The sequence below is a fragment of the Campylobacter sp. IFREMER_LSEM_CL1846 genome, from assembly GCF_025772105.1.
Classification (GTDB): Bacteria; Campylobacterota; Campylobacteria; order Campylobacterales; family Campylobacteraceae; genus Campylobacter_D; species Campylobacter_D lari_D.
This window is the reverse complement of sequence record NZ_JAKMRM010000005.1, coordinates 13,658-38,385: the sequence shown is the minus strand read 5'-3', so window position 1 is coordinate 38,385 and position 24,728 is coordinate 13,658. Positions and strand designations below refer to the sequence as shown.

27 protein-coding genes and 1 other RNA gene are annotated in these 24,728 nt (G+C 29.6%); 11 read left to right on the top strand and 17 right to left on the bottom strand.

Features of this window, described 5'->3' with window-relative positions:
- Positions 1-3 precede the first annotated feature (3 nt).
- The 8 genes from L8W40_RS03540 (at position 4) to rnpB (ending at position 6,256) form a co-directional block, all read left to right on the top strand.
- A complete protein-coding gene (locus tag L8W40_RS03540) occupies positions 4-1,224 on the top strand; it encodes an argininosuccinate synthase (RefSeq protein ID WP_263664680.1) in 1,221 nt (406 codons plus the stop codon).
- Between the two features lie 11 nt (positions 1,225-1,235).
- On the top strand, positions 1,236-1,679 hold the full coding sequence (gene rplI / locus L8W40_RS03535; protein ID WP_039618280.1) for a 50S ribosomal protein L9: 444 nt from the start codon (positions 1,236-1,238) through the stop codon (positions 1,677-1,679).
- Entirely contained in the window at positions 1,679-2,221 is a 543-nt protein-coding gene (gene hslV / locus L8W40_RS03530; protein ID WP_263664679.1) for an ATP-dependent protease subunit HslV, read from the top strand. The genes rplI and hslV overlap by 1 nt, the downstream gene beginning before the upstream one ends.
- Positions 2,218-3,537: an ATP-dependent protease ATPase subunit HslU gene (gene hslU, locus L8W40_RS03525; protein ID WP_133318898.1), complete on the top strand. Its 1,320-nt coding sequence runs from the start codon at positions 2,218-2,220 to the stop codon at positions 3,535-3,537. The genes hslV and hslU overlap by 4 nt, the downstream gene beginning before the upstream one ends.
- A complete protein-coding gene (gene era, locus L8W40_RS03520) occupies positions 3,534-4,406 on the top strand; it encodes a GTPase Era (protein WP_263662445.1) in 873 nt (290 codons plus the stop codon). Before hslU ends, era begins: the two co-directional genes overlap by 4 nt.
- A complete protein-coding gene (locus L8W40_RS03515; RefSeq protein WP_263664678.1) occupies positions 4,396-5,406 on the top strand; it encodes a hypothetical protein in 1,011 nt (336 codons plus the stop codon). The genes era and L8W40_RS03515 overlap by 11 nt, the downstream gene beginning before the upstream one ends.
- Positions 5,369-5,908 (top strand): hypothetical protein, encoded by a 540-nt coding sequence (locus tag L8W40_RS03510; RefSeq protein ID WP_263662447.1) that lies wholly within the window; start codon positions 5,369-5,371, stop codon positions 5,906-5,908. The genes L8W40_RS03515 and L8W40_RS03510 overlap by 38 nt, the downstream gene beginning before the upstream one ends.
- A 26-nt stretch (positions 5,909-5,934) precedes the next feature.
- An RNA gene (gene rnpB / locus L8W40_RS03505) (RNase P RNA component class A) lies at positions 5,935-6,256 on the top strand.
- Here the strand turns inward: rnpB and L8W40_RS03500 are convergent.
- The 17 genes from L8W40_RS03500 to L8W40_RS03420 form a co-directional block, all read right to left on the bottom strand.
- Positions 6,251-6,466 carry a hypothetical protein gene (locus L8W40_RS03500; protein ID WP_133318894.1) on the bottom strand — a complete coding sequence of 72 codons (216 nt, stop codon included), beginning with the start codon at positions 6,464-6,466 and terminating at the stop codon, positions 6,251-6,253. The genes rnpB and L8W40_RS03500 overlap by 6 nt on opposite strands.
- Complete coding sequence (fliS, locus tag L8W40_RS03495) at positions 6,463-6,834, bottom strand: flagellar export chaperone FliS (protein ID WP_133318893.1); 372 nt, start codon at positions 6,832-6,834, stop codon at positions 6,463-6,465. Before fliS ends, L8W40_RS03500 begins: the two co-directional genes overlap by 4 nt.
- Before the next feature lie 17 nt (positions 6,835-6,851).
- On the bottom strand, positions 6,852-9,161 hold the full coding sequence (gene fliD / locus L8W40_RS03490; RefSeq protein ID WP_263664677.1) for a flagellar filament capping protein FliD: 2,310 nt from the start codon (positions 9,159-9,161) through the stop codon (positions 6,852-6,854).
- A 2-nt stretch (positions 9,162-9,163) separates the two neighbouring features.
- Positions 9,164-9,505, bottom strand: coding sequence for a FlaG family protein (locus L8W40_RS03485; RefSeq protein ID WP_133318891.1), 342 nt, complete (start codon positions 9,503-9,505; stop codon positions 9,164-9,166).
- A 119-nt stretch (positions 9,506-9,624) separates the two neighbouring features.
- A complete protein-coding gene (locus L8W40_RS03480) occupies positions 9,625-11,418 on the bottom strand; it encodes a menaquinone biosynthesis decarboxylase (protein WP_263664676.1) in 1,794 nt (597 codons plus the stop codon).
- Positions 11,419-12,345, bottom strand: a complete 927-nt coding sequence (gene hemC / locus L8W40_RS03475) for a hydroxymethylbilane synthase (RefSeq protein ID WP_263664675.1) — start codon at positions 12,343-12,345, stop codon at positions 11,419-11,421.
- Complete coding sequence (locus L8W40_RS03470; RefSeq protein ID WP_133318888.1) at positions 12,336-12,731, bottom strand: FxsA family protein; 396 nt, start codon at positions 12,729-12,731, stop codon at positions 12,336-12,338. Before L8W40_RS03470 ends, hemC begins: the two co-directional genes overlap by 10 nt.
- The gene (locus L8W40_RS03465; RefSeq protein ID WP_263664712.1) at positions 12,728-14,428 is read right to left on the bottom strand and encodes a proline--tRNA ligase; all 1,701 of its coding nucleotides are present in this window, start codon (positions 14,426-14,428) and stop codon (positions 12,728-12,730) included. The genes L8W40_RS03470 and L8W40_RS03465 overlap by 4 nt, the downstream gene beginning before the upstream one ends.
- Complete coding sequence (hemA, locus tag L8W40_RS03460; protein WP_263664674.1) at positions 14,415-15,722, bottom strand: glutamyl-tRNA reductase; 1,308 nt, start codon at positions 15,720-15,722, stop codon at positions 14,415-14,417. The genes L8W40_RS03465 and hemA overlap by 14 nt, the downstream gene beginning before the upstream one ends.
- The gene (locus tag L8W40_RS03455; protein ID WP_263664673.1) at positions 15,722-16,615 is read right to left on the bottom strand and encodes a polyprenyl synthetase family protein; all 894 of its coding nucleotides are present in this window, start codon (positions 16,613-16,615) and stop codon (positions 15,722-15,724) included. The genes hemA and L8W40_RS03455 overlap by 1 nt, the downstream gene beginning before the upstream one ends.
- 47 nt (positions 16,616-16,662) lie before the next feature.
- Entirely contained in the window at positions 16,663-17,070 is a 408-nt protein-coding gene (locus L8W40_RS03450; protein ID WP_133318977.1) for an exporting protein, read from the bottom strand.
- Between the two features lie 29 nt (positions 17,071-17,099).
- On the bottom strand, positions 17,100-17,363 hold the full coding sequence (locus L8W40_RS03445; protein ID WP_258107334.1) for a DUF2018 family protein: 264 nt from the start codon (positions 17,361-17,363) through the stop codon (positions 17,100-17,102).
- Between the two features lie 2 nt (positions 17,364-17,365).
- A complete protein-coding gene (locus tag L8W40_RS03440; protein ID WP_133318884.1) occupies positions 17,366-17,992 on the bottom strand; it encodes an HAD family hydrolase in 627 nt (208 codons plus the stop codon).
- Entirely contained in the window at positions 17,989-18,321 is a 333-nt protein-coding gene (locus tag L8W40_RS03435; RefSeq protein WP_133318883.1) for a hypothetical protein, read from the bottom strand. Before L8W40_RS03435 ends, L8W40_RS03440 begins: the two co-directional genes overlap by 4 nt.
- Complete coding sequence (locus tag L8W40_RS03430; protein WP_133318882.1) at positions 18,318-19,943, bottom strand: cation:proton antiporter; 1,626 nt, start codon at positions 19,941-19,943, stop codon at positions 18,318-18,320. Before L8W40_RS03430 ends, L8W40_RS03435 begins: the two co-directional genes overlap by 4 nt.
- A gap of 25 nt (positions 19,944-19,968) precedes the next feature.
- Positions 19,969-20,343, bottom strand: a complete 375-nt coding sequence (locus L8W40_RS03425; protein WP_039668403.1) for a heat shock protein transcriptional repressor HspR — start codon at positions 20,341-20,343, stop codon at positions 19,969-19,971.
- A 12-nt stretch (positions 20,344-20,355) separates the two neighbouring features.
- Positions 20,356-21,228, bottom strand: a complete 873-nt coding sequence (locus L8W40_RS03420; RefSeq protein ID WP_263664672.1) for a J domain-containing protein — start codon at positions 21,226-21,228, stop codon at positions 20,356-20,358.
- Positions 21,229-21,380: 152 nt separating this feature from the next.
- On the opposite strand from L8W40_RS03420, the gene L8W40_RS03415 reads away from it, so the two are divergent.
- From L8W40_RS03415 to L8W40_RS03405, 3 genes are read left to right on the top strand one after another with little or no spacing between them, the layout of a single operon-like run.
- A complete protein-coding gene (locus L8W40_RS03415; protein WP_133318880.1) occupies positions 21,381-22,796 on the top strand; it encodes a DegQ family serine endoprotease in 1,416 nt (471 codons plus the stop codon).
- Between the two features lie 12 nt (positions 22,797-22,808).
- A complete protein-coding gene (locus tag L8W40_RS03410; protein WP_039668406.1) occupies positions 22,809-23,483 on the top strand; it encodes a response regulator transcription factor in 675 nt (224 codons plus the stop codon).
- On the top strand, positions 23,480-24,721 hold the full coding sequence (locus L8W40_RS03405; RefSeq protein WP_133318879.1) for an ArsS family sensor histidine kinase: 1,242 nt from the start codon (positions 23,480-23,482) through the stop codon (positions 24,719-24,721). The genes L8W40_RS03410 and L8W40_RS03405 overlap by 4 nt, the downstream gene beginning before the upstream one ends.
- Positions 24,722-24,728 lie beyond the last annotated feature (7 nt).

Sequence of the window (24,728 nt, the reverse complement as noted above, 5' to 3'; positions counted from 1 at the left end):
ACAATGAAAAAAGATATTAAAAAAGTAGTTTTAGCATATTCTGGCGGACTTGATACAAGTATAATTTTAAAATGGCTACAAGATGAGTATAAATGTGAAGTAGTAACTTTCACAGCAGATATTGGACAAGGCGAAGAGCTTGAACCTGCTAGAAAAAAAGCGCTTTCTTTGGGTGTAAAAGAAGAAAATATTTTTATTCAAGATTTAAAAGATGGATTTGTAAAAGATTATGTGTTTCCTATGTTTAGAGCAAATGCTATTTATGAAGGAGAATATTTACTAGGTACAAGTATAGCAAGACCTTTAATAACAAAAGCTTTAGTAGAAATAGCAAATAAAACAAAAGCAGATGCTATTAGTCATGGGGCAACCGGTAAAGGGAATGATCAAGTGCGTTTTGAATTAGGTGCTTTGGCGCTAAATCCAAATTTAGCCATCATTGCTCCTTGGAGAGAATGGGATTTAAATAGCCGTGAAAAACTTTTAGCTTATGCGCAAAAACATGGTATTGATATAGCTAAAAAGCCAGGTAAGTCACCTTATTCTATGGATGCAAATTTATTGCATATTTCTTATGAGGGTTTAGTACTTGAAGATCCTGCTGCTAAACCTGAAGCGGATATGTGGCGTTGGGTGAAAGATTTAAAAGAAACTCCAAATGAAAGCGAAGTGATAGATCTTGAGTTTAGTAAAGGCGATTTATGTGCTATTAATGGAGAAAAAATGTCTCCTGCGCAGCTTTTAGCAAAACTTAACGAGCTTGGTGCAAAACATGGTATAGGTCGTCTTGATATTGTCGAAAATCGCTATGTGGGTATGAAAAGTAGAGGTTGTTATGAAACCCCAGGTGGAAGCATACTTTTAAAAGCACACCGTGCTATAGAAAGTATCACTCTTGATAGAGAAGCAGCACATTTAAAAGATGAATTAATGCCAAAATATGCAAGTTTAATTTATAATGGCTATTGGTTCTCGCCTGAAAGATTAATGCTTCAAGCCTTAATTGATGAGTCGCAAAAATATGTAAATGGTAAAGTTAAACTTGAATTATATAAAGGTAATGTAATGGTAATAGGCAGAGAAAGTGCGAATGATAGCTTATTTAGCGAGGCTTATTGTACTTTTGAAGAAGATGCTGTGTATGATCAAAAAGATGCAGCAGGCTTTATAAGATTAAATGCTTTGAGATTTATCATCGCAGGTAAAAATGGAAGAAAATTTTAAAAAGGAAAACAATGAAAGTATTATTAATTAAAGATGTAAAAAGCTTAGGAAAAGCAGGAGAAGTTAAAGAAGTAAAAGATGGATATGGACAAAATTTTTTAATTGCCAAAGGTTTTGCCAAAGCTGCTACGCATGAAGTTTTAAAACAATATGAAGCAGAGCAAAAGAAAAAGGCTGAAAATTTAAGATTTGAACTTGCAAATTTGGAAAAATTAAAAGAGGAATTATCTAAAATCACTATTTGTATAGCTAAGCCTGTAGGAGCTAATGGAAGCTTGTTTGGTGGGGTTACTAAAGATGAAATCGCACATGCATTAAAAGATCAAAAAGGTATAGAGCTTGATAAAAAAAGCTTAGAATGTGATACTATAAAAGAGCTTGGTGTGCATGAAATTTCAGCAAAATTAGGCCATGCAATTCACGCTGTATTTAAGCTAGAAGTTAAAGGAGAATAATGTTTCACGCAACTACAATTTTAGCTTATAAAGGTAAAAATAAATCTGTAATTGGTGGAGATGGACAAGTAAGTTTTGGAAACACTGTTTTAAAAAACAATGCAGTTAAAATTAGAAAATTAAACAATGGAGAAGTATTAGCAGGTTTTGCAGGAAGCACCGCTGATGCTTTTAATCTTTTTGATATGTTTGAAAAACTACTTTCTAGTTCTAAGGGTGATTTATTAAAAGCTGCAATAGATTTTTCAAAAGAATGGCGTAAGGATAAATACCTAAGAAAACTTGAAGCAATGATGTTGGTATTAGATAGAGATCATATATTTTTACTTTCAGGAACTGGAGATGTAGTTGAGCCTGAAGATGGTGCTATAGCCGCTATTGGTAGTGGGGGTAATTATGCACTTTCTGCTGCAAGAGCTTTAGCCAAACATTCAAATTTAGATGAAGAAGAATTAGTCAAAGAAAGCTTGCAAATAGCTGGTGAAATTTGCATTTATACTAATACAAATATTAAAACTTATGTAATTGAGGATGATAAATGAATTTAACTCCAAAAGAGATTGTAAAATTTTTAGATGATTATGTAATTGGACAAAAAAATGCCAAAAAAATCATAGCAATTGCTTTAAGAAATCGTTATAGAAGAATGCAGCTTAGCCCTGAACTTCAAGATGATATCATGCCAAAAAATATTTTAATGATAGGATCAACTGGGGTTGGTAAAACAGAGATTGCAAGACGCCTTGCTAAGATGATGGGACTTCCTTTTGTAAAAGTTGAAGCAAGTAAATATACTGAAGTTGGTTTTGTTGGGCGTGATGTAGAAAGCATGGTTAGAGATTTAGCTAATGCTGCTTTAAATTTAGTAAAAAACGAAGAAAAAGAAAAAAATAAAGACAAAATTAATGAATTTATAGAAAATAAAATTTTAGAAAAACTTTTACCACCTTTACCAAAGGGTGTTAGTGAAGAAAAACAAGAAGAGTATCAAAATTCTTTAGAAAAAATGCGCGTGAAATTAAAAGCTGGTGATTTAGATGATAGCACAATAGAAGTTGAAATTTCACAAAGCGTGTTTGATACTAATCCAAATTTACCACCTGAAATGGGTGCTATGCAAGATATAGTAAAAGTTATTGGCGTGGGTAATAAAAAAGTTAAAAAAGAAATGAAAGTAAAAGATGCAAGAATAGCTTTAGCTCAAGAAGCAAGTGAAAAAATTCTTGATATGGAAAGTATTAAAGGCGAGGCTTTAAGAAGAGCTGAAAATGAAGGGATTATTTTTATTGATGAGATAGATAAAGTAGCAGTTTCAAGCTCAAATTCAAACCGCCAAGATCCAAGCAAAGAAGGAGTGCAAAGGGATTTGCTTCCTATAGTTGAAGGTAGTACTATACAAACTAAATTTGGACCTTTAAAAACTGATCATATTTTATTTATCGCAGCAGGTGCTTTTCATTTAAGCAAGCCAAGTGATTTAATCCCTGAACTTCAAGGGCGTTTTCCTTTAAGGGTTGAGCTTGATTCGCTAGATGAGGATGCTTTATATGCTATTTTAACAAGACCTAAAAATTCATTACTAACACAATACATTGAGCTTTTAAAAACCGAAAATGTAGAGCTTGTTTTTGAAGATGAGGCTATTAGAGAAATAGCAAAAATAGCAAGCAAGGCTAACGAAGAAATGCAAGATATTGGTGCAAGACGCTTACACACGGTGGTGGAAAAACTTTTGGAAGATATTAGTTTTGAAGCAGATGAATATGCTGGAAAAGTTTATAAAATAGATGATTTTAAAGTGCAAGTTAAACTTGGAGATATCATAGAAAATAAAGATTTAGCTAGGTATATCTTGTGAAAAGTGGCTTTATAAGCATAGTGGGTAGAACTAATGCGGGAAAAAGTTCTATCCTTAATTCTTTATTAGAAGAAAAAGTGGCTATGGTTTCTCATAAGCAAAATGCCACAAGAAGAAAGATTAATGCAATTATAATGCATGAGAATCATCAGCTTATTTTTATAGATACACCAGGCTTGCATGCAAGCTCTAAAGCTATGAATCAGCTTATGATTGATTTGGCGATTAAAAGCATTGCAGATTGTGATGTGATTTTATTTGTAGCTAGTATTTATGATGATATTAAAGATTATGAAAATTTTTTAAGTTTAAATCCTAAAGTGCCGCATATTGTATTAATCAATAAGGTTGATTTGGTAAAAAAAGAAGTCTTACTTAAAAAATTAAGCGAGTATTCTCAGTTTAACTCACATTTTAGCGCCATTATCCCCTATTCTGCTAAGCAAAAATTTTATAAAAAAATTCTCTTAGATGAGATGATTAAGTATTTGCCTGAACATCCGTATTATTTTGATCCTGAGTTTATTACTACCACAAATGAAAAGGATATCTATAGAGATTTTATTTTAGAAGCCATATATGAAAATTTAAGTGATGAAATTCCTTATAGCACTGAAGTAAAAATAGAAAAAATCAAAGAGCTTGAGCAAATTTATTATATTAACGCTATCATCATTACAGATAGTAATTCTCATAAAGGAATGATACTAGGTAAAGATGGAGCTACAATTAAGCGTATAGGTAAAGAAGCTAGGATGAAGATAGAAAAATTAGCGCAAAAAAAGGTAATGTTAAAATTGTTCGTTCAATTAGAAAAAAATTGGCATAAAAACGAGCAAAATCTCAAAAAAATCCTTTATGATGAGTAAAAAAATCATCAAAAAAGATTTTCTTACTTATGAAAAACTTTTATATGTAAAACTTGCAAATCCTATTAGTGAAGATGAAATCTTAAAAAAGAGCTTTGAGGAACTTGGTCTTAAAGATGATTTTTCATATGAGCTAAAGTATTTTCAAGATAAATCTTTTACTCATGTATTTTTGTGTAAATATGAAGATATTTTAGATGTTGATTATGTAATCCCAGAACCCCTGCTCTTTGAAGTGTATTTTAGGAATGATACAAATAGTGAAAATCTTGCATTATTATTTAAGAAAAAATACATAGTTTTAGTGGAGTATTTGGGATGTGAATTTCAAAATTGCAAAGTTATGCCATTAAATACTTATAGTAAAATATATGATGAAAAATTAAAAAATACATATAAAAACATCATAAGTATAGACGATACTCAAAATCTTAGCAGTTTTGATAAATTTAATAGTAATACTTTCTATCAAAAATTATTAAAAAAATATGATCGAGTTAAAATTAATTTTGCTAATAAAGCAAAAATAAATCATTTAAAATCTTTTAGTTTTAAAATTTTATTAGCTTTTACATGCGGGATTTTACTAGCCTTAGTTTATCCTTTGTATTTATATACGCAAAAATCATTTTATGAAAAAGAAAAAATAAAATATGAAAATTTAATCAAAAATCAAGATGATATCTTAGAGCAAGCAAAAATAAATCAAAAACAAAATCAAGAAGTTGAAAAATTACAAGAAAAAAATGAACAAAAAGTTGATTTGTTACAAAAATTTTATGCAAATACGCTCTGCTATAAGGATTTTTATAATTTTTTAAAAGTCTTAAATTCTCATCAAAGTTATATAGAAGCTTTATATATAAAAAATAATGATTTTATCATAAAGCTTAATAAAGATTATGATTTTTATGATGATTTTAAAAAATATCATTTTGTGCTAAAAAATAAAGAAATTAACGATGAAAAAATTACTCTTGTTTTTGAAAAATCTTTATGAAAATTTAGAAAATATCTTTACGAGATTATCTAAACGCGAATTTATATTGACTTTGATAATGGCTTTTGTATTTGGTTTTTTTATAATCTATATGAGTATTTTTGAGTATTTCGAAAAACAAATGAAATTATCAAAAGATGAGTTATTTATTTTACAAGCAAAATATGAGCAAAAACAAGAATTGATTTTTGATTTTAAAGATGAAAAATTGCAATCTTTTGATAATGAAATATCCTTAGAAGAAAGTAAAGATTATCAAAGTGTTTTAAAAAATATAGAAAAAAATCTCACTAAAGTAAGGTTTTTACAAATCCAAAGTCATGAAAGTCAAGATCGGTATTTTACTTATTATGATTTAAGATTGAGTTTTAATGGTGATTTTTATTTTTTAATGCAATTTTTGCAAGAACTAGATCCTTATATAAAAGTCAAAAATTTAGAGCTTGTAAAATATGAAAATGAATTAAAAATTACATTAAATCTTATTTTTACTCTAGTATAAAAATGATTTTTTTGATAAAATTTATCTAAACATGGCAAGCGATCGCTTCTTTTGAAGAGGAAAGTCCGAGCTGCAATAAGACAAGGATTCCATCTAATGGATGGCTAGGGTAACCTAAGGGAAAGTGCAACAGAAAGAAAACTACCATATTATATGGAAAAGGTGAAACGGTAGAGTAAGAGCCTACCAGTAGCTTTGGTAACAAAGCTAGCTATGTAAACCCAATCCGCAGCAAGAAGGGGTGGTTTTAGTCTTATAATATAACCCTTCGCTTGAACTTGTTTGCAAAAACAAGTCTAGATAAATGATCGCTCTTGACAGAACTCGGCTTATCGCCATGTTTTATTTCATATAAGCAGATGCTTTTTTAAGTTTTTGTAAATTTTTTGCTACTTCATCTTGCTTTTTTTTCATAAAAGCTATTGCCTCATTGGTAAGAGCTAAAGCCTCATTGGGACAATCTTTAAAGTCAGGTTTTTCTATGAGTTTAACTATTTTTTCCACATCTTCAGTATATACAGCTAGTTTAAACTCATCTATCCATTTTTTTTCACTCATTTTTGATGAACTTCTCTCCAAGCCTCTAACAAGCCTTTGACTACATTGATAACTTCATCTACTCTTGCTTCACTATTTTCTATATTTGCTAAAGAAAGAAGTTGTAATTCTCTAGTGTATAGGCCACTTAAGTAGTGTGCTATTTCTCCGCCTTTTTCATAATCAAGGCAATTTAACAATTCTATAAAAATAGCACTAGCTCTTTTTACATAATACACTCTTTCTTCTATATTTCCATTTTGAATAGCTATTTTTATCCTACTTGCAAAGCGTAAAATCCCACTATATAACATCTCTATAAGTTTTTCTTGGGATTCTACACCAGTTTGATTTTGTGAATACGCATTATATACTGCACTATTTAGCATTTAAATCCTCTCTATTTTTAAGAATTTTGATTATTTGCTGCATTAATCATATTTGTAATAACACTTGCTTGGTTATTTAATTTTGCAATTATACCATCATATGCAGCCCATCTTGACCACATTGTGTCATATCTGCTTTCTATGGATTTTTTAGTATTTTCTATAGTTTCGTTTAGATTTTTTGATTCTTTAGTTAAAGAGTCTTTATAACCCCCAAAAGAACCATCAGAACTCATCATCTCACCCATAGTGTTTTTTAATACCCCAAAGGTTCCAGTTTCTTCTTTATAAACTGAATATATAGTTTTTGGACTTAAGCCAAATTTTTTCAAAAATTCTTTATCGCCTTGAATTTCTAGGTTACTTCCTGATGTTCCTTTGATTCTAAATTGAATTTGCTGATTCTCGTTACCTTGATTAATGATTTCAAAACTAGCTTCTAAACCTTCTAAACCAAAACTATTTATATGATCAACTAAATTTTTAGCTTTTTCTATATCATCCGCACCAGTTAGTTTAAAAGGATCTCCATTGGCAGTTTTACTTAAATCTATAGTTTCATCATTATAAGTAATGGTAAAACCACCTTCTTTGAATTCTATATCATTTTCATCAAACTTACTTACTCTATCTCCTGTTAGATCAATGTCTTCAAAGCCATTGTGTCCTACGAAAAATTTCTCAGCCATTTCAGGATCTTCGTTAAATTTAGCATTAAATTTTCCAGAGTCAAAGGTTAAAACCCCATCATTTAAAGTCAAACCATAATCAGCTAGAGATAAACTTACTTTTGAAGAAACTTTAACACCATCTGAAGTATCACTATCTCCAACTGTGATTGTTCCATCTACTGTGATAGTTTGAAGCAAAATATTGTTAATTTGTGATTTTATATTATAAATCGAGCTTACACCTACGAAATTTCCTTTTGTCCCTGCATCAGGATCGTATTTTGTCGCTGCATTAAGATTGATCATCAAATCATTATAAGCAGTAGCTAAACTTTCTAAAGATTGTGCTATAGCTTCAGTATCTTGAGTAACATTGAAACTAATTTCACCCTTTTGTTTAAGCTCTAGGGTAATATCAGGTCCTATATCTGTGATGGTATTAGTTGATCTAATCATCTTAACGCCATCTACACTAAAGATAGCATCCATACCTTTTTGGATATGGTTTTCATTGTCTTTGGAAACATTGTAGCCTTGTGGTGTGCTATAATCTAAATCAATTCCAAATTTTTTACTTAGTAAATTTTTGGCATTTGGATCTCTAGCATAATTTGCTTGATCTATATTGCCATCAGCATCAGTTGCATAACCACCATCAAAAAGACTTAATTCACCACCATTGGTAGCTCTAAAAGTAAAAGATTTTCCATCTTCTCCAAAGCTTAATTCCACTTTTCCATTAGTTTGTTTTTTTAAATCTTCTGCTAAGCTCTTATAAGTAGTATTCTCGTCTATATCAATAGTAAATCTATCATATCTTTCACCATTTTTTATAACAAAAGTTAAAGAAGTGCTTTCTCCTTTGGATAAAAGTTTCTCTTCTTGATTTATCGCACTATTAAACGATCCACTTATTTTATCTTTATCCTTATCTCCAGCACCTTGAGGTCTAAAACCATACAAACCACCCGCACTAATGCTATTTTTATCAAGCTCCCAACCCATAGCTTTTAAGAGTTCATCATTACCTGAAAAAGAGATATTGTTTTTAGTTCCTGTTTCAGTGCTTTGCACTACTAAACGATAAGGATTGTCTCTATCTCCGGTATTTACTAGCTTAGCTTCTATTTTACCACCTGTGGCGGAATTGATTTTTTCAGCAAGTTGAGCTACGGTTGTACTTTTATCGATCTCTATTTTATAGTCTTTTCCATCTTGGGTGATAGTAAAAGAAGCTTTGCCATTTTCATCACCTTTTATGCCTAAACTGCCCATGACAGTAGAGGTTTTGTCTTTAAAACCATTGCTTTGATAAACATCTTTTTGAGCAAGTTGATCGACTATGACTTTCATATTTGAAAGATTAGATAAAGAGCCTACAACTAAGCTAGCAGCCGCACTATCGCCACTCACACTAGGAGAAACTTTCTTTTTGTTAAATTGAGAAGTATCGCCAAGACTATTTACAGCAGTTTGAAAAGCAAGTAGTTTAGCTTCAAGCTCTGCTAAGTCTTTTTGTCTTGAAGTGTTAGTTTCAAGTTGCGTGTTATAAAGCTTTAAGTGAGCATTCATTTCTGCTTCTTTAAGCTTATTAAGCGTATCGCTTGTTAAAACTCCTGAACCTATACCTAAACTTCCTAAACTACCTACTGCCATGATTAACTCTCCTTATCAAAAATGGTGCCAATAACACCTTTAAAATGTTCTATTAATTTCATAACTTCTTCACTAGGAATTTTGCGTATTAACCTACCTGTGTCTTTTTCGGTGACATTTACATACATTTCGTTTATTTTATCATTATACGCAAAACGCACATTTGTTTCCAATGTTTCCATTTGTCTATTAAGTTTTTCTGTTGCGTTTTTTAATTTTTCATTTAAATTCTCATCTTGATCATTTAAATCAACTTGTTGCTTATTCTCTTGAGATGGCTTTTCAACACTTTTTGTGTTAAAATGAGTTATATTTGTATCCCTTTGAATATTGCTAATGTCCATTTTAAACTCCTTTTTAAAAGACTCTAAAACACACTATCGACACAATTTTAAAAAACTTAATATTTAAATTAAAAATATATATATTTAATAAGCAAAAAGTGTTCTCAAAAAGTTTAAAATTAAAAAATTTCAAACTTTTTGAAGAATTTTTCATCATTTACAAGTAATTTTTTTGCAATAAGTCTGTCTATAACTTCTTTGGAGCAATTTGTCATTAAAGGCCATTCTTTATGATAATCTTCTAATGATCCTTTATTTGTCGCATCAATTGCAACACAATCTTTTTTGATAAATATATCTCTTTTTGCATCGATATTATTTACCACACGCCAAATTAACATATAAGGATTTTCCAAAATAGCATCTGAATCTAAAAAAACTAAAATTCTAAAATGTTTTTTATAAATTTGTAGTTTTTCAAAAATTTGAGCAATTTTTTCTTTTTTATCAATTAAGATCACACAAATTGGAGCAAAGGTTTGGGTGTAAAATTGTTTTAATTTTAAAATATTTTGATCTTTTTCTTTAAAAAGTGAAAACAAAGCTTCATCGCTTAGAATTTCAAGTTCAACTTTTTTCTCATCACCACACGCATCAAGTCCTGCTTTACCACCGTAACAATAAGTGCTTGAAGCATGATCGAGTTGATCGCAAATTCCTTCACTAATAAGTAATTTTTCTTCATTAAAACGATTAAGTATATAAGGTATGAGCTTGTCATAATCTTGCAAGCAAGGTGCATTTTCATCGACAAAAATAGCATGTTTTACAAAACTCATTTGCCCTACTCCCCAAAAAGTATGCATTACTTGTTTTGCATGAGCTGGATATTTTGCTTCTATTTTGGCTAAGATTAAATTATGAAAAACTCCATTTTCAGGCATGTTATAATCTATCAAATCAGGTGCGTTAGTTTGAAGTAAAGGTAGAAAAACTCTTTCTGTGCCAAGCCCCATGTATTTATCTTCTAAAGGCGGTTTTCCTACAACAGTAGCTTGATAAATCGCATTTTTTTTAGCAAAGATTTTTTCTACTTTTAAGACAGGACAAAGTTCAATAGGAGTATAAAAGCCTGTATGATCTCCAAAAGGTCCCTCGGGTGCAAATTCATTTGGATTTACAAAACCTTCAATCACAAAATCACTATCATAAGGCACATAGAGGTGATTGCTTTTGCATTTTGCCAAAATAGCAGGTTTTTTCTTGATAAAACCATAAAGTAAAAGTTCAAAAATACCTTTTGGTAAAGGCGCTTGAGCACACCAAATATATAAAGGATCTCCACCTATGGCTATACTTACTGGCATTTTTTGATTTGCTTTTTTATACTCATGGAAAAAGTGGCTCGCGTCTTTGTGAATTTGCCAATGCATAAGCAAGGTTTTTTCATCAACTACTTGCAAGCGATACATTCCAAGATTATTTTGTTTTCCATCTATGCTTTGAGTATAAACTTGCCCCATAGTGATAAAAGGTGCAGCGTCTTTTTCCCAAGTTTTTAAAATAGGTATTTCATATAAAGAATTTAAGCTTTTGTAGTTAAATTCTCCATCTTTTTTGATGCGTTTTGGTGGGATATTTTTTAAATCAAGCAAGGTTTTGAAAAAATTTAATTTCGCACCAAAGCTTTGCGGTATGTGCATTTTAAGTAAAGAGCTAATTTCTTTAGCTACATCTTCATAATCTTTTCCAAATGCTAAATTTAAAGCTTTTTTGCTGCAAAAAGTATTTAATAATACAGGATAATCGTATTTTTTGCCATTTTTTACTGCATTAGTAAAAAGCAAGGCTTTAGAGTCTTCTTTTTTAACTTCTATATAAGCTAAATGTGCCATTTCAAGTTCTACATCTACTGGCTCATGGATGGTTTTTAATAAATTATTTTTTTCTAAAAGCTCTACGAATTTTTGCATTTATATCATACTCTCTGCTTCTTTTAAAATTTCTTTTGCACCTTTTGCTATCATTTCTTTGGCTAAAAGCTCGCCTGCATTTGAGTAATTTTGCTTATCAATCACTCTTTTTTCTTTTAAAATTTTACTTGCATCGGGTAAGCCCACTATGGCGCGAATTTCTATTTTTTCATCAATGATTTTTGCATTAATTCCTATAGGTACTTGACAACCACCTTCTAGGGTTTTTATAAAATCTCTTTCTATATAAGTTTCTACAAAGGCATTTTTATCGTTTAAGCATTCAAGGTATTTTAAAATTTGTTTATCATCAATGCTTTCTATACCTAAAGCTCCTTGAGAAGCTGCAGGTATTATCTCATCAAGTTCAAAAGCCCTAATGTATTTTATTTCTTTATCTAAACCCAAGCGTTTAATGCCAGCTAGAGCTAAAATAATAGCATCAAATTCCTTAGCTTTAAGTTTTTCTAAGCGTGAGTTGATATTACCTCTTAAAGAAATGATATTTAAATCAGGTCTTAACGCTAAAAGCTGCATTCTTCTTCTAAGACTTGTAGTGCCTACTTTTGCACCTTTTGGAAGAGCATTTAAGCTTTCATAATACTCACTTAAAAAAGCATCATTTACCACTTCTCTTTTTGAAATAGCAGCTAAAACTAAGCCATCAGGAAAGAAGCTTGGCACATCTTTTAAGCTATGCACAGCTAAGTGTGAATCACCTCTTAACATACTTTCTTCAAGTTCTTTTGTAAAAAGTCCTTTTCCACCTATTTTAGCTAAAGGAGAATCAAGTAAAACATCACCTTTAGTTTTAAAACTCTCTAAAGAAATTTCTAAATCAGAATGTGTTTGTAATAATTTATTTTTTATATACTCACTTTGCCATAATGCAAGTTGGCTTTTTCTTGTTGCGATGATTAATTGCATTTTTTATGCTCCTGTATGATTTCTACATCTATGATTTCTTCTTCGTTGTTTGTTTGATGATATTTTCTTTTTTGTTTTGTAAATAATTTTAATATCATCATAAAAAATAAGAGTAAAATTCCCAAAAATGTGCTTAAAATTCCTGGTATTAAAAGTAAAATTCCAACTATAGTTAAGGAAAATAATTTAATCATACCAAATAAATTAGTATTGGCATTTTGCATAGTGATGAGATTTGTCCAAGTCTTTGCTAAAAACATTGCTCCTAAAAACATACTTGCAAAAACTATCATAAAAAAATTTAAAAAACCAAAAAAGACTATAAATAAAATACTAGCAATCAATTCTAAAATCAAAAAAGCACTTAAATTTGTTTTTGCTATCATAAAATTTTCTCTAAGTGTGAAATTACTTCTTGGGTTTTTAAAACTTGTTTTTCTAGGGTATTTCTATGGATTAACTCTACTTCATCGCTTTCTAAGCCCTTACCTATAACTAAAGCATAAGGAAAGCCCATTAATTCAAAATCATTAATCTTTACACCAAAACGCTCATTTCTATCATCAAACAAAATTTCTTTATCTTTAAAATGAGTATAAATTTGCTCGGCAAATTCCATAGCTTTTGTATCTTTTATATTAGAAACGATAATATCTAAAACAAAAGGAGCTAAAGTTTTATTCCAAATGCAACCTTTTTCATCATGGCTTGCTTCTATAGCAACAGCTACTAAACGGCTCACTCCCATACCATAACAACCCATAGTGAAAAATTGAGCTTTACCATTTTCATCTAAATAGCTTGCATTCATTGCTTTTGAGTATTTATTTCCAAGTTTAAAAATATGCCCTACTTCAATACCTTTGCTTTGCTTAAGCTTGTGCTGACATTTTGGACAAAGATCATGCTCTTTAACTGCGGTAAGATCTTTAAAGCGTTCTTTATTTAAATTTACAACATTGATTCCGACTAAATGATAATCTTTTTTATTTGCTCCAATAATCATATTTGTTTCATTTTCAAGCTCACGATCAATATAAAAATCAACTCCATTTAATCCTACAAAGCCGATAAATCCTGGTACCAAACCTGCTTTTTCTAATTCTTCTTCACTTACATCGGCCAATTCTAATGCATTTGCTGCATTTAGTGCTTTAACTTCTTGCAGTTCATCATCGCCGCGTATAAAAAATACTACAATTTTTTCTTCATTTTCATAAATAGCTTTTTTAGCAATAGCTTTAACAGTATAGTAAGGATTAATTTTAAAAAATTCTGCTAATTCTTCCATAGTTTTTACATTTGGAGTGTGAAATTGTGTAGCAAAATCAGCTTCTGGTCTTTCATCTTCGCAACTTTTTTTAGCTCTTTTTGCTGCTTCGATATTTGCAGCATAATCACAATGCTCACATAATAATATATCATCTTCGCCATTTTTAGCCAAAACCATAAATTCTTTTGATCCACTTCCGCCAATAGCCCCACTATCAGCTTCAACAGCTCTAAAATCAAGCCCTAATCTTGTAAGAATTTTACTATAAGTTTCATGCATAAGATTAAATTCTTTATCTAAATCAGCTTCATTGCTATGAAAACTATAGCCATCTTTCATTAAAAATTCTCTACATCTTAAAAGCCCAAATCTAGGTCTAGCTTCATCTCTAAATTTAAGTCCTATTTGATATAAATGCAAAGGAAGTTGCTTGTAAGAATTTACTTTATTTCTAACCAAAGCTACTATGGCTTCTTCATGAGTTGGTCCTAAGACAAAATCATTTTCTTTTCTATCTTTAAAGCGTAAAAGCTCTTTACCAAAAACATTAAATCTCCCACTTTCTTTCCAAAGTTCAGCTGGGGTATTAAAGCTTAAATTTACTTCTAAAGCTCCCGCTTTATCCATTTCTTCTTTGATGATATTTTTAATCTTATCTAAAACTCTTTTTCCTAAAGGTAAAAAATTATACAAACCACTTCCAATTTGTTCTACAAAAGCACCCTTAACTAAAAATATATGACTTGGCAGGGTAGCATCTTTTGGATTTTCTTTTGTGCTTATGGCATAAAATTTACTAAATTTCATGATTATTCTCCAAATTAAATTCACATTTATAGAAGTTTAAACCTTCCATGCTTTCATTTTTTAAATCAAACACATAACGCATGGCATTTACAACAGAGTCATTTTGCATAGTTCCACTTAGTTTTTTTAAATTTACACTAGGATGATGTAAAAATGCATTCATCACCTGTCTTATAAGCTTTCTTGCTTCTTCATGATTTGAGTGTTTTAAATATCCTTTATCTATGGCCTTTTGTAATTGTTCTTTAGCGATTTCATCAGCTTGCAAGCGTAATTGCTTAACCAAAGGTAAGGTTGCTAGTTTGCTTAGGTGTTGAAAAAACTCATTTGTCATAGTGCCTACTATAGAATAAGCAATCTGGGCTTGATGTTCTCTTAGTGTTAAATTTTTTCTTACAACTTCTTCTAAATCATCAACAGCATAAACTATATTTTTTTCATTTGCTTTTACATCAATATCCCTAGGCACTGCTATATCAAAAAAATATCTTTTATAATCTTTTTCTTCTAATATGTCATTAGTTATAATAGCATGTGGAGCATTTGTGGCGCTAAAAAATATCTCATATTTATTTAATGCTTCTTTTAAATTTGCGATACTTTCGCAATTTGCATTTTCACCTAAATCTTCACAAAGTTTTTGGGCATTTTGTATATCTCGATTTAAAATCAATACTTTAGCTTTAGCATTTAATAAATGTTTACAGGCTAACTCGCTCATTTCCCCTGCACCCACTACAACTGCAGTTTTATTTTCTAAATTTATAAGCTCTTTGGCTTTTGCTACTGCTACTGAAGCAACTGAAATAGGATTTTTGGAAATTTCAGTTTGATTTCTAATATTTGCTGCACATTTAAAAGCATAATGGACTGCTCTAGTTAAATGCACACCACATCTTTGTTCTTGTAGAGCAAATTTATAAGCATCTTTTAATTGTCCAGCAATTTGTGTTTCTCCAATAACTAAACTATCAAGTGAGCTTGCCACAGAAAATAAATGATGGATAGCCCCACTATCTTCATAAAAATCAGCTTTTGTGCTTAAATTTTCTTTATTAACCCCACAAAGCAAACTAAGTGTTTTTAAAATATGTTCATTGATACTTTCAATTTCTCCGATAAAAAGAAAAATTTCAACTCTATTGCAAGTGCTAAGCACTAAACTTTCTAGAATTTTATTATTAGTATGGATTAATCTTAATAGTTCTCTTTTTTTATCTTCATTGGAAAAGGAAAGTTTTTCTCTAGTAGCAATATCTGTATTTTTGTGCGTAAAACTGATACAATAATAATGCATTAAAATTCCCTTTCTATCATACTTTTAATAATATCTTCTAAATCTTTTATATTGTATTTTTCTATGGCTTTTAAGGCATTATTTGCATAGGTGTTTAATTCTTGACCAATTTGATTAAAAATTTCATGCTCTTGCATTTTATTTTTAATCCAAGTAAGTTCATCTATATTTAAATCTTTCTTGTAATAAGACTTAAGTATTTCTTGATCTTGTGGATTTAATTTTTCATATAAATACATATAAGCAAGAGTGGTTTTACCTTCTTTAAAATCATTCATGGCGGGTTTGCCTAAGGTTTGTTCATCGCCTTTGATATCTAAAATATCATCTACGATTTGAAAAGCCAAGCCCAAGTTTTTACCATATTCTGCAAAATCATCTTCATTTAAATTAGCAAGTATAGCCCCACATCTTGCACTAGCTTCGATTAAAACGGCTGTTTTGTTATATATCATTTGCAAATAAGCGTTTTTATCGGTATTGAAAGTTTCGCTTAAATTTACATCCATTAATTCGCCAACGGAAAGCTTTACAACAGCATTGGAGATGATTTTTGCTAATTTTAAATCTATTAAAGAAAGTTCATAGAAGGCTTTTGAGTATAAAATATCTCCAAGCATGATAGCATTTTTGGCTCCAAATTGTTCATTGATAGATTTTACACCTCTTCTTAATTTTGCTTCATCAATCACATCATCATGCAATAAGCTTGCAGCATGGATTAATTCTATAATGGCACAAATTTTATAACTAATATCGTTTTTACTAGCTATTTTTAAAAGTAATTTTGAGCGTAATTTTTTACCGCCTTGAAGTTTTGAACTCATTATTAAAATAGGCTTGTAATTTAATTCAGATAAAAATTCATGCATATATTGATCTATCTTTTGCACCATGCTTTCCTTAATTTTCTTATAATTATATTTTATTAAATTTTACTTTAGTTTTGATTAAGAGTGACTTTTCTAGGATCTAAAAATTCCACTTCTAATCTTTTATCTCTATCTTCTATGTAGATAGTGAAAATAGCCTCACCTTTTTTAAAATCACTAAATTCAAGTATTAATCTTGCTCTATCTATGTGTGGATTTTTATAATCAGGCACTAAAGTTTGATCTACCCAATTTAAATTTCTTCTTAAAGACATCACAAATTGCCTAGGGTATTTTTTATACCTTGAATGAACGATGATATTAGTTTGATCAAATAAAGTCCATGAAAAGTCAAAATAATAAATCTCATCAGGATAATCAATTTCTTTTATTTTTACACTTGCTTTTTCATCTTTACTTAAGGTAAATTTATAAGTATAATCAAAAAATACTTCAGCTTTTAAAAAATTAAACATCAAAAATAAAGACAAAAATAAACGCAAAATCAACCCTCATGCCCTAAAATTTCAGCACTTAAGCCTATATAAAAATCATTTTTTCTCTCATCTATTAAGAGTGAATTTTCCATTTGAAATTGCGCTACATCATTTTCATTTAAATTATTTTTTTCTAAAAGCTCTATCATAGCGATATGATCGGCTAATAATTTTTCTAAAACATTTTCTAATGCACCTAAATTTGCATATTTTATTGTTTCGATAAATTTTTCTTTAGGGCTTTTTGCAAACATTTCATCAAAAATATCCATTTTTAACCTTTTATGTAAGTTTGAATTTTTTCTATTAAAGTAGTTTTATCGTTAGCTTCATCTAAGTCTTTAATTTCTTTTTGCCAAGAAATATGTATATAATCCATCTTAGCATTTTTAGCACAAAGTCTATCTTTTAAGCTATCGCCTATGAAAATACTTTTTTCATATTTTGCTTCATCTGCGATTAATCTTAGCATCATAGGATCAGGCTTAGCTTCTATACCATAACTAACACCTAATATTTTATCAAAATATAAAAGAATGTTTTGTTTTTTTAAAATAGGTACCAAGCTTTCTTGAGGTGCATTTGTGGCTATAGCTAAATAGCAATCATTTTTTTTACAAAATTCCAAAACCTCAAGCACACCATCAAAAAGCACCACGCTTTGATCATAATGCTTAATAAAATACTTCTCATAACCTTCTTTAAAGCTAGTATGTGAGTAAGTATCAACCCCGTAAAAAATCTTAGCATAATTTTGTCCAGGAGTATTGATAGTATCTAAAATAAACTCTCTTTTTAAAGGTTCTAAATTTAAATCCGCTCTTATTTCATTTACCGCACATATTATAGCATTAGCACTATCTATAAGCGTGCCATCCATATCAAAAATTACATTTATCAATATTCATCCTTAAATTTAATTTTATATTTGTCTTTTTTATAACTTTGATTATTTTTTAGCTTATATAAGGCATTGGCTTTTGAAGCTAAGGTTTTTTGGTCTAAACTTTCATCTAAACACTCATTTACAAAAATCTCCAAAGCCTTAGTATAAGTAGAATCTAAAAACACCGCTTGAATTTTCTCAAAGATTTTAGCATTTTTTTGCATTCTTTCCCTAAAAAGAGTTAAATCAAAATCTTCTCTTTTTAAAGCACTCACAGCAGAATTAGTAAATTTTTCTAAAGCTCTTACATATTTTACCCTTAAAGCTTTTTCATCATTTTTCATTCTGCTGCACTTGTATTGATTCTACATTGTAATGCTTCTTGTACTAAATTTCTTGCTATTGAAGCTTCAGCATCTACAATGTGTAAATGTTTATCAGTATGTGGGAAAATGATCTTAGCACCTGTACCACTTGTTTTTAAAACCGTTTGTATGGGTTTGTTAAAGCTAGAAAGCACTTGATAGAGCATATCAAGCTTAGCTTCATTACTTATAGTTATAATAGCAACTGAGCATTCTTCTATATTTGCTACTTTTAATGTTTCTACTTGGGCTACATTTGCAAAAAAGATATTTTCATTTCTACTGCGGCCAAGTTCAACTAAATTTAAATCACTTTCTAAAACCAAATATGGAATACCTGTTTTTTTGATCTTTTGTACCACTTCTTGACCTAATCTTGTATAACCAAAAATGATAAAATGATCTTTCATTTTTTGATCACATAAATAAAATTTAGCCATATCATTTTGCTCACCTTCAGCTGCGTTGGCTATTTTTCTAAGATTATTTAAAATAAAAGGCGTTGCAACCATAGTGACGATAGAAACTATAATAAAAATTTGTGCTGTTTTTTCATCTATAAGTGAATTTACTTGCATTAGCGAAAATACTGCTAGCGCAAATTCTCCAATTTGAGAAATACTCAAAGCAGTTTTTAACGCTACTCTTTTTCTTGTATAAAGGATTAAAAGACCATAGATTACTACAAATTTTATCAATAAAACCAAGCTTACAAAAACAAAAATCAAAAACCAATTTTCAAAAACTATATGAAAATCAATTTGCAAACCAACACTGATAAAGAAAAATCCTAAAAGCAAATCTCTAAAAGGAACCAAATCTGCTTCTATTTTATGTTTATATTTAGTTTCAGCTATCAAAGCTCCAGCTATGAATGCTCCAAGTGAGTATGAAAAGCCAAAAGAATGAGCCAAAAAACTTGCTCCTATTACAGTAAAAAGTATGGTAGCGATGAAAATTTCATTTGCGTTAGTTTTAATGATGAATTTTAAAACATAAGTAAAAAGGTATTTGCCTATAAAATAAAGCAAAACAAGTAAAATCACAGCACTGACTAAAGTTGTAAGTAAAAGTTTTGAAATATCAGCATTTTGAGAACTAAATATATCAATCATTAATAGCAGTGGTATCACAGCAATATCTTGAAAAAGTAAAATTCCTAAAGCTTTTCTGCCGTATTCTTCGTTGATATCGCCATTATCATTAAGTATTTTTAAAACTATAGCAGTGGAAGATAAGGCTAGAGCAAAACCTGCTATCATTGCGATATGGCTTGCTATACCTAAAATATAAGTTACAAGTAAAGTACAAACCAAACCACAAGTTAGCATTTGCAAACTTCCATTTAAAAATACTTCTTTTTTCATTGCCAAAAGATGTTTAAATGAAAATTCAAGCCCTATGGTAAACATTAAAAAAACTATGCCAAATTCAGCTACATGTATAACAAATTCATTAGTGCTAAAACCATAAAATTCACGCACAAATAAACCTGTAGCTATATAACCTATAATAGTTGGAATACCAAATTTTTTAAGTATAACATTAAGTATGACAGCAACTGCTACTGCAGTTAAAAATAAAGTTATAAAAGCATCCACTCACCAACCTTTTGTAATGTTTTTATTATTTTATTTTTTCTAAAAAAATTAAATCAAAATTACTTCTATGTTTAACTACTGCTCTTGATTTTGAAGGATTATCTCTTCTATCAAGTTCTAATCTTAACTCTTCAATAGTGTTTTCAAACTCATCAATTTTTGTTTTTAGTTTTAAAATCACATCAACACCAGCTAAATTAACCCCAAGATCTCTTGTTAAGCGTAAAATCATTTTGATTCTATCTATATCTTTTTGAGAATAAAGCCTCATTTTACCATCGGTTCTACTTGGCTCAACTAAACCTTCTTTTTCATATTGTCTTAGAGTTTGTGGATGTATACTTAAAACTTTTGCAACAACACTTATAAGATACACCGGTTCATCATAACTATGCTCCATTACTTACTCCTTTCAAGGTAATTTTTCTTCTAAAATTTTTACAAATTCAGGATCAAGGCTATTAATATCAGGTATTTTTACATTTAAAATTAAATACATATCCCCATAAAGATCTGTTTTTCTATTTTGCACTCCATAGCCTTTAAGTCTAATTTTTTGATTGTTTTTAGAATTTGGCGGTATGGTGATTTTAACTTCTTTTCTTGGGGTATGCACACTGATTTTATCTCCAAAAAGCGCTGTTTTTAAGCTAATTTCAACCTTTTTGTACAAATCATCATCTTCTCTTTCGTATTCATCACTTTTTTCAAGTTCAACTTTTAAAATCAAATCCCCTCTTTGCCCTTGAAAGCTTTTTCCTTTACCTCGTATGCGTAGCTTTTCGCCATCTTTTATGCCATGTGGAATTTTGATTTTAACTTGCTCGTTATTTATATTTACCAAATGCTCACCACCTAAAATTCCTTTTTCAAAAGGAATTTTAACACTTGCTTGCAAGTCTAAATCTTCTTCAAATCCTCCAAATCCCCCAAAGCCACTTCTAAAATTATTACTAGAACTAAAACCGCCACTAAATCCTCCAAAGCCTCCACCAAAAATATTTTTTAAAATATCATTGATGTCAGCTCCACCTGCATTTCTTGAAAAATCATGAAAACTTTGCCCGCCAAACATAGAATCGCCATATCTATCATATTGAGCTCTTTTTTTCTCATCACTTAAAATTTCATAAGCGGCGTTAATTTCTTTAAATTTTTCCTCAGCGCCATTTTCTTTGTTGATATCGGGATGATATTGTCTTGCTAATTTTCTATAAGCTTTTTTTATCTCATCTGCACTAGCGTTTTGCGAAACTCCTAGTGTTTCATATAAACTTTTACTCATTTTTATTATTCCTTAATTTTTTATAAGATTATATCAAAAACTTTAGTCTTAGTCAATCAACTTTTATAAGTTTTAAAACTAAAGGTTTTATTTACAATTGTGTAAAAATAAAATTTTATACTTGCATTAAATGATTTTACAAAGGATAAAACATGAAAAAAACTATGATTCTTTCTTTGGCATTGGCAACTAGTCTTTTTAGTGCTAGTATTGATTTTAAACAAGCAGATGATAATGTAAAAAGAACTTTACCAACTGATAATCAAAATACTATACTTTCTTATCATGATTCCATACAAAAAGTTAAAAATTCAGTTGTAAATATCTCAACTTCTAAAACTGTTCAAAGTAGTTCATTTGGAATTGATGATTTTTTCAATGACCCTTATTTTAGACAATTTTTTGGTTTTGATTTCCCACAAGCTCCAAAAAATAAAAAAAATAAAGAAGTTGTAAGCTCATTAGGTTCTGGTGTAATTATTTCAAGCGATGGTTATATTATAACAAATAATCATGTTATAGAAGATGCTGAAAAAATCACTGTAAATTTACCTGATTCTAGCACTGAATATAAAGCTAAATTAATCGGTGCTGATCCTAAAACAGATTTAGCAGTGATAAAAATAGAAGCAAAAAACTTACCCGCAGTAGTTTTTGCTGATTCAGATAAATTACTAGAAGGTGATGTAGTGTTTGCTTTGGGTAATCCTTTTGGTGTTGGAAGTAGTGTTACAAGTGGGATTATTTCGGCCTTAAATAAAAACAATATAGGTCTAAATCAATATGAAAATTTCATCCAAACTGATGCTTCTATTAATCCTGGAAATTCAGGCGGAGCTTTGGTAGATAGTAGAGGAGCTTTAGTTGGGATAAATTCAGCCATACTTTCAAGAAGTGGTGGAAATAATGGCATAGGTTTTGCAATCCCTTCTAATATGGCAAAATCTATTGCACAAAAACTTATTGAGCATGGAAAAATTGAAAGAGGATATTTAGGTGTAGTCATAGGAGCTTTAACTCAAGATATTAAAAAAGCCTATACTAATCAAGAAGGTGCTTTAATTACTGAAGTACAAAAAGATTCAGCAGCTTATAATGCAGGGTTAAAAAGAGGAGATTTGATTATAAAAGTAGATAAAACTGTGATTAAAAGCCCTATGGATTTAAAAAACTACATAGGAAGTATTGATCCAAAACAAGCAGTAGAAGTAACTTATGAAAGAGATAATAAAGTCAAAACAGCTAAATTTATGTTAAAAACAGATGAAAAGTCGCTACAATATGAAAAAGGTTATATTGATGGTCTAAAATTAGTGGAACTTGACTCTAAGAATAGACAGCAATACCGCATACCTGAAAGTATTAGTGGTATTTTAATTACCGAAGTTACTCCAAAATCAAAAGCTGAAAAAATAGGTTTTGAGCAAGGTGATATTATCATAGGTGTTGATCAGTATGAAATTTCAAATTTTAAAGAATTATCTAAGGCTTTAGAATTAAATAAAGGTAAAGAGTATGTTAAAATTTGGATTAATAGAGGCGGATTTGTAAGAGCTTTACTTTTTTAAGAAAGGAAAAAAATGACAAATATTTTAATGATAGAAGATGATTTAGAATTAGCAGAGATTATAGCTGAATATTTAGAGCAATTTGATATGAAAGTAGATATTGCTCATGAGCCTTATATAGGTCTTTCAAGACTTGCTTTAAATCCTTATGATTTAATCATTTTGGATTTAAGCTTACCTGGACTTGATGGACTTGAAGTATGCGAGGAAATTCGTAAAAAATATGATACACCTATTATCATTTCAAGTGCAAGGCATGATATTAGCGATAAGGTTGCAGCACTTGATTTGGGTGCAGATGATTATTTACCAAAACCATATAATCCTCAAGAACTTCAAGCAAGAATTAAAAGTCATTTAAGAAGAATTTCAAACACAAAAACTGCTCAAGCTCAAGTTAAAAAAGATCTTGTATATGATAAATATAAACATACTATCACTATGAAAGATCAAGAAATTAACTTTACTAATGCTGAATTTGATATTTTGAGTTATTTAATTAAAAAAGAAGGTGGAGTGGTAAGCCGCGAAGAGCTTGTGTATAATTGTAGCTCTATTAGTGAAGATTCTAGTAATAAAAGTATAGATGTAATCATTAGTAGAATCAGACAAAAAATCGGAGATGATCCTAAAACTCCAAAATACATTCATTCAATCAGAGGTATAGGATATAAATTAACTCAATGAATAAATCATCAATTTTTTATACTATAACCTTTGTTTTTTTGCTTGCAAGCGTTAGTGTAATTTTAGCTTTTTTATGGCTTATAAAATATGATCAACAAAATTACACTAATGAGCTTAATGCAAAATATTCTTTTATAGCTAATGCAAGATTATTATATTTTAATCATGTGATTAGTGAAAGAGAATTTTATGAGCAAACAAAAAATTACAAAATGATAGAATTAACAACTCCATCAGCCATAAGACAAATCATCTATAAAGCTGAAACTATAGCACGGGCTCAAACTAGCACAGGTGTAGTTGAAATCATTACTTTAGAAGATAATGTGTATTTAAAAATCATCTTTGATGGTAAGCTTTATTTATATAAAGATTTAGAATATCAAGGTTATCGTTATTTTGTGATCAAGCTTATTGCTAGTATAGTAGTAATGGTTTTATTGATTTTATATATTTTTATCATTAAAAAATTAAAACCACTTAGAGCTTTAAAAAGACAAATTGATAAATTTGGCGAAAATAAACTCAATGAAATTCAAAATGTTAGCAAGGGGAATGATGAAATTTCTCAAGTAGCAACAGCCTTTTATGAGTCTATTTTAAGAATTCAAAAACTAAACACTTCAAGGCAGTTTTTCTTAAGAAATATTATGCATGAGCTAAAAACCCCCATTACTAAAGGTTTAATTACTTTAGAAATGCTTGAAGATAGCAAATATAAAGAAAGATTAGTGGGTGCTTTTAATCGTTTAGAGATTTTGATTAATGAATTTGCAGCCATTGAGCAAATTACTTCGGGTGCTGGTTTGATTAATTTAAAAAAATACAATATCTTAGATCTTTTAGATGAAGCTAAAGATATAGCTATGAGTGATGATGAAAAGGTAAAAATTAGTATAAAAGAAAGTTTTAGTGTCAATGTAGATTTTAAACTTTTTACCACTGCAATGAAAAATATGATAGATAATGCGACAAAATACTCTGATGAAAATTGCGTTACTATAGAAATAACTAAAGATTATCTTTGCTTTAAAAACAAAGGAAAAGCCTTAGATAAAGACTTGAAATACTATACTCAAGCCTTTACGCAAGGTAAAAAAAATAAAGATAGTTTTGGACTTGGATTATACATTGTTAAGACTATTTTAGATTCTCATAAACTCACGCTTTATTATGAATATAAAGATGGTGTTAATCATTTTTATTTTAATGATATACAAAATATAATTTTAAACTAGGAAATTC

Coding starts and splice junctions, on each gene's coding strand:
- L8W40_RS03540 (WP_263664680.1), top strand. CDS start 4: ATGAAAAAAGATATTAAAAAAGTAGTTTTAGCATATTCTGGCGGACTT.
- rplI (WP_039618280.1), top strand. CDS start 1,236: ATGAAAGTATTATTAATTAAAGATGTAAAAAGCTTAGGAAAAGCAGGA.
- hslV (WP_263664679.1), top strand. CDS start 1,679: ATGTTTCACGCAACTACAATTTTAGCTTATAAAGGTAAAAATAAATCT.
- hslU (WP_133318898.1), top strand. CDS start 2,218: ATGAATTTAACTCCAAAAGAGATTGTAAAATTTTTAGATGATTATGTA.
- L8W40_RS03515 (WP_263664678.1), top strand. CDS start 4,396: ATGATGAGTAAAAAAATCATCAAAAAAGATTTTCTTACTTATGAAAAA.
- L8W40_RS03510 (WP_263662447.1), top strand. CDS start 5,369: ATGAAAAAATTACTCTTGTTTTTGAAAAATCTTTATGAAAATTTAGAA.
- L8W40_RS03500 (WP_133318894.1), bottom strand. CDS start 6,466: ATGAGTGAAAAAAAATGGATAGATGAGTTTAAACTAGCTGTATATACT.
- fliS (WP_133318893.1), bottom strand. CDS start 6,834: ATGCTAAATAGTGCAGTATATAATGCGTATTCACAAAATCAAACTGGT.
- fliD (WP_263664677.1), bottom strand. CDS start 9,161: ATGGCAGTAGGTAGTTTAGGAAGTTTAGGTATAGGTTCAGGAGTTTTA.
- L8W40_RS03485 (WP_133318891.1), bottom strand. CDS start 9,505: ATGGACATTAGCAATATTCAAAGGGATACAAATATAACTCATTTTAAC.
- L8W40_RS03480 (WP_263664676.1), bottom strand. CDS start 11,418: ATGCAAAAATTCGTAGAGCTTTTAGAAAAAAATAATTTATTAAAAACC.
- hemC (WP_263664675.1), bottom strand. CDS start 12,345: ATGCAATTAATCATCGCAACAAGAAAAAGCCAACTTGCATTATGGCAA.
- L8W40_RS03470 (WP_133318888.1), bottom strand. CDS start 12,731: ATGATAGCAAAAACAAATTTAAGTGCTTTTTTGATTTTAGAATTGATT.
- hemA (WP_263664674.1), bottom strand. CDS start 15,722: ATGCATTATTATTGTATCAGTTTTACGCACAAAAATACAGATATTGCT.
- L8W40_RS03450 (WP_133318977.1), bottom strand. CDS start 17,070: ATGTTTAATTTTTTAAAAGCTGAAGTATTTTTTGATTATACTTATAAA.
- L8W40_RS03445 (WP_258107334.1), bottom strand. CDS start 17,363: ATGGATATTTTTGATGAAATGTTTGCAAAAAGCCCTAAAGAAAAATTT.
- L8W40_RS03435 (WP_133318883.1), bottom strand. CDS start 18,321: ATGAAAAATGATGAAAAAGCTTTAAGGGTAAAATATGTAAGAGCTTTA.
- L8W40_RS03425 (WP_039668403.1), bottom strand. CDS start 20,343: ATGGAGCATAGTTATGATGAACCGGTGTATCTTATAAGTGTTGTTGCA.
- L8W40_RS03420 (WP_263664672.1), bottom strand. CDS start 21,228: ATGAGTAAAAGTTTATATGAAACACTAGGAGTTTCGCAAAACGCTAGT.
- L8W40_RS03415 (WP_133318880.1), top strand. CDS start 21,381: ATGAAAAAAACTATGATTCTTTCTTTGGCATTGGCAACTAGTCTTTTT.
- L8W40_RS03410 (WP_039668406.1), top strand. CDS start 22,809: ATGACAAATATTTTAATGATAGAAGATGATTTAGAATTAGCAGAGATT.
- L8W40_RS03405 (WP_133318879.1), top strand. CDS start 23,480: ATGAATAAATCATCAATTTTTTATACTATAACCTTTGTTTTTTTGCTT.